Source organism: Ruminococcus sp. 1001136sp1_2201st1_G3_2201SCRN_220225, from assembly GCF_040924365.1.
Classification (GTDB): Bacteria; Bacillota; Clostridia; order Lachnospirales; family Lachnospiraceae; genus Blautia_A; species Blautia_A faecis.
Map to the genome: position 1 here is coordinate 41,050 of NZ_JBCOME010000033.1, position 6,283 is coordinate 47,332.

Here is a 6,283-nt window from a genome sequence, read left to right on the forward strand (position 1 = left end):
ATGATTGGAAATGCATTGCAATTTATACATCGATTGATAGTGCAGTATTGTGAATCGCCGGTTTCATCTCCGATAACATGGTGTTTGGGGATTATTTGGATAATAAAATCAATACATGCTCTGTACAAAATGAAAGTAAAAACAGATGAGTTGGTTGCTGAAAAGGAAGCAAAAGAGGTTTCAGAAGCCATTAAGGATCTGGATATTTTAACTGAAAAAAGCAAGGAAGAGAATCAGGATATTAGAACTTTAATGTTTGAAAATTTAAAAGAATTGAAGGAGTTCTATGTTATCTGTAAACAGCAAATTAGAAAATCTTTTTCAGCAGCTATGTTCTCATGCTTTGCAGGATTTATGCTTTTTGTTTTGGCAGTCATTATATTTTTATTAGGTGGAAATAATTCAGCATCATTTATGGCTGGTTTATCTGGAGCGATAGTAGAGATTGTGTCTGGTCTTTACTTCTGGATGTATAGGGAAACATCTAAACAACTTGCAAAGTACCACAAACGATTGGAGGCAACCGAGAAATATTTAATTGCTTTGCAGATTATCGAAATGTTGCCAGAAGAAAATAGAATCGAACAATATGGAAAATTAATGGATTATATTTTTGAAAATGTAAATAAACAATAGTATTTACGGGGAGATAAAAATAAAATGTGTGGAATAGTTGGTTTTACTGGAAGACAGCAGGCAGCACCTATTTTATTAAATGGTCTGTCTAAATTAGAGTACCGAGGGTACGATTCGGCTGGAATCGCTGTGCGAGATGGGGAGCGTCTGGCACAGGTGGTTAAAGCCAAGGGAAGATTAGGCAATCTGATTGAAAAAACAGATGAAGGAAAAGCACTAATAGGAACATGTGGAATCGGACATACACGTTGGGCAACACATGGCGAGCCAAGTCAGATTAATGCACATCCGCATGTATCTGGAAATTGTACAAGATCAGGTTCTGGAGAAGTAGAATCAGAAGTGGTTGGAGTACACAATGGCATTATCGAAAATTATACGGAGCTTAAAGAAAAATTATTAAAGCATGGTTATACTTTTTATAGTCAGACTGATACAGAGGTAGTAATCAAATTAGTGGACTATTATTATAAGAAGTATAATCTCGGACCGATTGATGCGATTGCCAAAACAATGGTTCGTGTGCGTGGTTCTTATGCCTTGGAACTTATGTTCAAAGATTATCCGGGAGAAATTTGGGTAGCAAGAAAAGACAGTCCAATGATTATTGGAGTGACAGACGGCGAAACTTATGTGGCTTCTGATGTTCCGGCTATTCTGCAATATACCAGAAATGTTTATTATATTGGTAATCTGGAATTTGCCAGATTGACACCTGGAGAAGCTCATTTCTTTAACCTTGATGGGGATGAGATTGAAAAGCAGACAACAGAAATTAAGTGGGATGCCGAGGCAGCAGAAAAAGCAGGATTTGAACACTTTATGATGAAAGAGATCCATGAACAGCCGAAAGCCGTTCAGGATACTTTGGGTTCTGTCATAAAAAATAATTGTATTGATTTATCATCAGTTGAAATTACAGAAGAAGAAATTCGGAAATTTGAACAGATATATATTGTTGCATGTGGTTCAGCTTGGCATGTTGGAATGGCAGCGCAGTATGTGATAGAGGACTTGGTGGATGTTCCAGTAAGAGTGGAGCTTGCATCTGAATTTAGATACAGAAAAATGCCAATAAATAAAAATTCATTGGTTATTGTCATCAGCCAATCGGGGGAAACAGCAGATACTTTAGCAGCTTTGCGTTTGGCAAAGGAAAAAGATATAACAACTCTGGCAATCGTAAATGTGGTTGGCAGCAGTATTGCTCGTGAGGCAGATAAAGTATTCTATACTCTTGCTGGTCCGGAAATATCAGTGGCAACGACAAAGGCTTACAGCGCTCAGCTTGTAGCAATGTATTGTCTTGCTGTTCAATTTGCCAGAATTAGAAATACCATTACAGAAGAGCAGTATAGTAATTACATTACTGAGTTATTGACAATTCCAGATAAGATTCAGAAAATCTTGCAGGATAAGGAAAGACTGCAATGGTTTGCTGCGAAATATGCTAATGCACATGATGTGTTCTTTGTGGGCAGAGGAATTGATTATGCGATTTCCCTGGAGGGTAGTTTAAAGCTGAAAGAAATTTCTTATATTCATTCTGAAGCATATGCAGCCGGGGAATTAAAGCATGGTACAATCAGTCTGATCGAGCCAGGAACATTGGTAATTGGTGTATTGACACAGAGTGATCTTTACGAGAAAACCATCAGTAATATGTTGGAGTGCAAGAGTCGTGGTGCGTATTTGATGGGACTGACAACATATGGAAAATATGAGATTGAAGATCAAGTAAATTTTGCAGTTTATGTTCCGAAGATAGATGAACACTTTGTAGGAAGTCTGGCAGTTGTTCCGTTGCAGCTAATGGGATATTATGTCAGCGTGGCTAAAGGGTTAGATGTAGACAAACCTAGAAATCTGGCAAAAAGCGTTACTGTAGAATAACGCTGAAGCATGGCACTATTAGTCTCATTGAGGACGGCACTCTTGTGATCGGTGTGCTCACCCAGTCTGAGCTTTATGAAAAAACCATTTCCAATATGGTAGAGTGCAAAAGCCGCGGAGCTTATCTCATGGGGCTGACTACCTATGGAAATTATAATATTGAAGATACGGCTTCCTTTACCGTTTATGTTCCAAAGACAGAGGAGTGCTTTGCCACAAGCCTTGCGGTGATTCCGTTACAGCTTATGGGATATTACGTCAGCGTGGCAAAGGGACTTGACGTGGATAAGCCGAGAAATCTGGCAAAGAGTGTTACGGTAGAGTAAATTTGCAGCAGTCTTATGGGTGCGGTGAACAGAAACGGCAGATGTTTTTCGGGGGAAAAACAACAGGATGAGGTTATAAAAATGGGAAAATATTTTGGTACAGATGGCTTCCGCGGAGAGGCAAATGAAAACCTGACAGCAGATCATGCATATAAAGTAGGCCGTTTTCTCGGCTGGTATTACGGAGAACTGAAACGCCGGAACGGTGACGACACGCCGGCGCGTATCATAATAGGAAAGGATACCCGCCGTTCCAGCTATATGTTCGAGTATACACTGGTTGGCGGACTGGTGGCTTCCGGTGCGGATGCATATCTTCTCCATGTCACGACCACACCTTCTGTGGCTTATGTGGCAAGAGTGGATGAATTTGACTGCGGTATTATGATTTCCGCAAGCCATAATCCATATTTTGACAATGGAATCAAGCTGATCAACGGAAACGGGGAGAAGATGGACGAGGAGACCATTTCCCTTGTGGAAGCCTATCTGGATGGAAATCTGGAAGTCTTCGGGCAGAAATGGGAGGAGATTCCTTTTGCAAAGAAGGAAAAAATCGGCTGTACAGTAGACTATGTTTCCGGAAGAAACCGTTACATAGGGTATCTGATCTCTCTGGGCGTCTATTCCTTCCGCGGTATGAAGGTGGCGCTGGACTGTGCCAATGGAAGCTCCTGGAACATTGCCAAGGCTGTTTTTGACGCTCTCGGCGCCAAAACCTACGTGATCAATGCCAAGCCGGATGGCACCAACATCAACAACAATGCCGGTTCTACCCATATCGGGGGACTGCAGAAATACGTGGTGGAGAACGGAATGGACGTTGGTTTTGCCTATGACGGCGATGCAGACCGCTGTCTCTGCGTGGACGAGAAGGGTAACGTGATCACCGGCGACCACATTCTCTACATCTACGGAAAATACATGAAAGAGCGCGGCAAGCTGCTGACCAACACTGTTGTCACCACCGTCATGTCCAACTTCGGTTTGTACAAGGCCTTTGATGAGCTTGGAATCGACTACGCGAAAACAGCCGTTGGAGACAAATATGTATATGAGTACATGATGAAAAACGGCTGCCGTATCGGCGGTGAGCAGAGCGGGCATATTATTTTCAGCAAATACGCCAGCACTGGGGACGGAATCCTTACCAGCCTGAAGATTATGGAAGTTATGATGGCGAGAAAGAAAAAGCTCAGTGAGCTTTCAGAAGGCTTCACCGTTTATCCTCAGGTGCTCACCAATGTGAGAGTGACTGACAAGAAAGCAGCGCAGGATGATGCAGATGTGCAGGCTGCGGTGAAGAAGGTTACAGAGGAACTGGGCGATACCGGAAGAATCCTTGTCCGTGAGTCTGGAACAGAGCCGGTTGTGCGTGTTATGGTGGAAGCGGAAAGTGAAGAAATCTGCCAGAAGTATGTGGATATGGTTGTGAATGTAATTAAAGAAAATGGGTATGTGGCCGGATAAGGGCTGGATGCCGTGGATGATGCCGCCCGGAGTGTGCCGGGCGGTGGTGGTATATATAAGATAAGTTATAAAATAATATAATAATTGGTCTTGGAGTTACAGTGTTTTGAGGCACTTATGAAAATCAAATACTTAGGGGCAGCTGTTGTATTTCATACTTTTCCAATATATTTTTCTTCCAGAAAAGGAAATAGTATGCTATCCTATATACATCATAAGAGTTTCAAACTTACATAAGCTCTTCTGAAAAACAAATCATAGAAGGTGGTGAAATCCATGGGAAGAAAGGATATCATCACAAAAGAGTATATGGAGGACACAGAAGTATTGGAACATTTTACTTCTAATTTCCGGGAAGTGATGCAGTTTATAAAGTATTCAAAAGATACGGAGAAACTGAGTCAGCTTGTGAAAGGAAATGATGCATTTGAAACTATGGACAGGAAGGCTGTTCGTGTAATGGAGGAGATGACTGGAATGAAGATTGAAAAAGAAGTCGAGGGAGAAAAGGTGAATGTTTGTAAAGCGATTCAGGGCATTGAGGAAAAGGGGCGAATCGCTGGATTAGCAGAGGGACGTGCTGCTGGAAGGTCTGAAGGAATCCAGATTGGCGCAGAGCATGAGCAACGACTTACCAAAGCTCTCTTGAATGACAACCGCATCGACGACCTAAAGTGTGCCCTTGACGACCCTGCTTTTCGCCAAAAACTCTTGGAAGAGTATGGAATTGATTAAGCAGCTATAGAGGAGAGAACAAATTTTATGTGTGGAATCGTATCCTGCATCGGCCCTTCCCAGGCTGCACCCATCCTTTTGAATGGTTTGTCGAAACTGGAATACCGCGGCTATGACTCAGCCGGTCTTGCCGTTCGGGAAGGGGAGAACAAGATAAGAATTGTAAAGGCGAAAGGCCGCCTGAAGGAATCTGCCAGAAGTATGAGGATATGGTTGTGAATGTAATTAAAGAAAATGGGTATGTGGCCGGATAACGGCTGGATGCCGTGGATACCGCCGCCCGGCGTGTGCTGGGCGGCGGTGATGGGTATAAGATGAGTTATAATTTAAAATATTACTGGATTGCACTACGCCAGGCTATACGTTGGGCAAATCGTGGAATTGGTGAACCAATAATTAATTTTTACGAATATGAGCCAAATGAAAGTTTAAATATATTGAAATTCCCAGAGATATCAGATGAATGGCTTGATTTTATTGCAAAATGCAGAAGCAGTGTAACTCATAATTATGATATTGTAGAAGGTCCTATGGCGAATGATACGGTTTGGAACTATGTAAACGATTTCCTGGCTGGAAGAATTAACAGAAAACAGTTTTGGGCATTGGCAGAATTCAAGTATCCGACTCATCAGATTAGTTTTCATACATTATCTGCCCTTAATTGTTTGAAATTTGTAAAAAGTGAGGTAATTTATGACTGAGAAGGAACGAAACGATTACTTTTATGTATGTGCATTGATCGAATATATTGCAAGAGAAACTTTGAATCATCGTGGGGATATTGTGAGTGCGATTGGCAGAAAAGGTGTGGAGAAGCTTTTGCATGATGCTGAAGTAGATCATTGTCTTAGCTTTGAGCAGGTTGGAGATGAGGTTATTTCCTATTATAAAATAAAAAATGGAAATTTCGATACAATATCAGCCTGCAAATATTCAGTGCCAAGTTTCCTGGATATTGGAAAGCTTTATAGCATCATGATAGAAGATTGTGCAAAGCCTGGAAATGAAGTGCAGGAATTGATTAATATATTCAACTCTTTTATAAGTGATGAAATATCAAATTTTAACTCGGATTTGTATTACCAGAATCCGGATTATCTGGAATGGTCGTATAGAGAAGGAAAATTGTTGGATTAAACGAAGCAGAAAAAGGTATATAGGCAAAAACATGGGGGAACCGCTATGGATAATATACAGATTCTTCAGGAGTGCTACTCCAG

8 protein-coding genes are annotated in these 6,283 nt (G+C 41.3%); all 8 read left to right on the top strand.

What is annotated here, in order from left to right; genetic code table 11:
• The 8 genes from AB5642_RS11700 to AB5642_RS11735 all read left to right on the top strand — a co-directional run bounded on the left by AB5642_RS11700 (position 1) and on the right by AB5642_RS11735 (position 6,200).
• Complete coding sequence (locus tag AB5642_RS11700) at positions 1-636, top strand: hypothetical protein (protein WP_087273355.1); 636 nt, start codon at positions 1-3, stop codon at positions 634-636.
• Positions 637-660: 24 nt separating this feature from the next.
• A complete protein-coding gene (glmS, locus tag AB5642_RS11705) occupies positions 661-2,529 on the top strand; it encodes a glutamine--fructose-6-phosphate transaminase (isomerizing) (RefSeq protein ID WP_087273357.1) in 1,869 nt (622 codons plus the stop codon).
• A gap of 2 nt (positions 2,530-2,531) precedes the next feature.
• Positions 2,532-2,855, top strand: coding sequence for an SIS domain-containing protein (locus AB5642_RS11710; protein ID WP_207746639.1), 324 nt, complete (start codon positions 2,532-2,534; stop codon positions 2,853-2,855).
• A gap of 81 nt (positions 2,856-2,936) precedes the next feature.
• A complete protein-coding gene (gene glmM / locus AB5642_RS11715) occupies positions 2,937-4,325 on the top strand; it encodes a phosphoglucosamine mutase (protein WP_368371641.1) in 1,389 nt (462 codons plus the stop codon).
• Positions 4,326-4,601: 276 nt separating this feature from the next.
• Entirely contained in the window at positions 4,602-5,060 is a 459-nt protein-coding gene (locus AB5642_RS11720) for a hypothetical protein (protein ID WP_118578897.1), read from the top strand.
• 27 nt (positions 5,061-5,087) lie between these two features.
• On the top strand, positions 5,088-5,279 hold the full coding sequence (locus AB5642_RS11725; protein ID WP_195391663.1) for a hypothetical protein: 192 nt from the start codon (positions 5,088-5,090) through the stop codon (positions 5,277-5,279).
• Between the two features lie 47 nt (positions 5,280-5,326).
• Positions 5,327-5,764 (top strand): DUF3990 domain-containing protein, encoded by a 438-nt coding sequence (locus tag AB5642_RS11730; protein ID WP_334285828.1) that lies wholly within the window; start codon positions 5,327-5,329, stop codon positions 5,762-5,764.
• The gene (locus AB5642_RS11735) at positions 5,757-6,200 is read left to right on the top strand and encodes a hypothetical protein (RefSeq protein ID WP_118578893.1); all 444 of its coding nucleotides are present in this window, start codon (positions 5,757-5,759) and stop codon (positions 6,198-6,200) included. Before AB5642_RS11730 ends, AB5642_RS11735 begins: the two co-directional genes overlap by 8 nt.
• Positions 6,201-6,283: the final 83 nt, after the last annotated feature.